This is a genomic window from Bradyrhizobium uaiense, from assembly GCF_010811875.1.
Classification (GTDB): domain Bacteria; phylum Pseudomonadota; class Alphaproteobacteria; order Rhizobiales; family Xanthobacteraceae; genus Bradyrhizobium; species Bradyrhizobium uaiense.
This window is the reverse complement of the sequence record NZ_VKHP01000624.1, coordinates 1-363: the sequence shown is the minus strand read 5'-3', so window position 1 is coordinate 363 and position 363 is coordinate 1. Positions and strand designations below refer to the sequence as shown.

1 pseudogene is annotated in these 363 nt (G+C 67.5%); it reads left to right on the top strand.

Annotated features, from left to right (window positions below):
* Positions 1 to 363: pseudogene (cpsB, locus tag FNJ47_RS46790) on the top strand (mannose-1-phosphate guanylyltransferase/mannose-6-phosphate isomerase); the annotation flags it as partial.

Genomic DNA, 363 nt, shown 5'->3' with positions numbered 1-363 from the left:
TCAAGCTCGATGCCGCGGCGTTCGGCGCGACTAACGCGATCTCGATCGATTACGCGGTCATGGAGAAGACGGCGCATGCCGCGGTGGTGCCGGTGGCGTGCGGCTGGTCCGACATCGGCTCGTGGCGTCAGGTCTGGGAGCTCTCCGACAAGGACGGCCTGGGCAACGCAGCGCGCGGCGCGGCCGTGTTCGAGGACTCCCGCAATTGCAACGTTTCGACCGACCGGGCGCTGGTTGCGCTCGAAGGCGTCGACGATCTCGTCGTGGTCGCGACCCAGGACGCCGTGCTGGTGTCACGCCAGAAGGACGCCAACGGGCTGAAGCGACTGGTCGCGAAACTGAAAGTCGCCGCGCCCGAGGTGA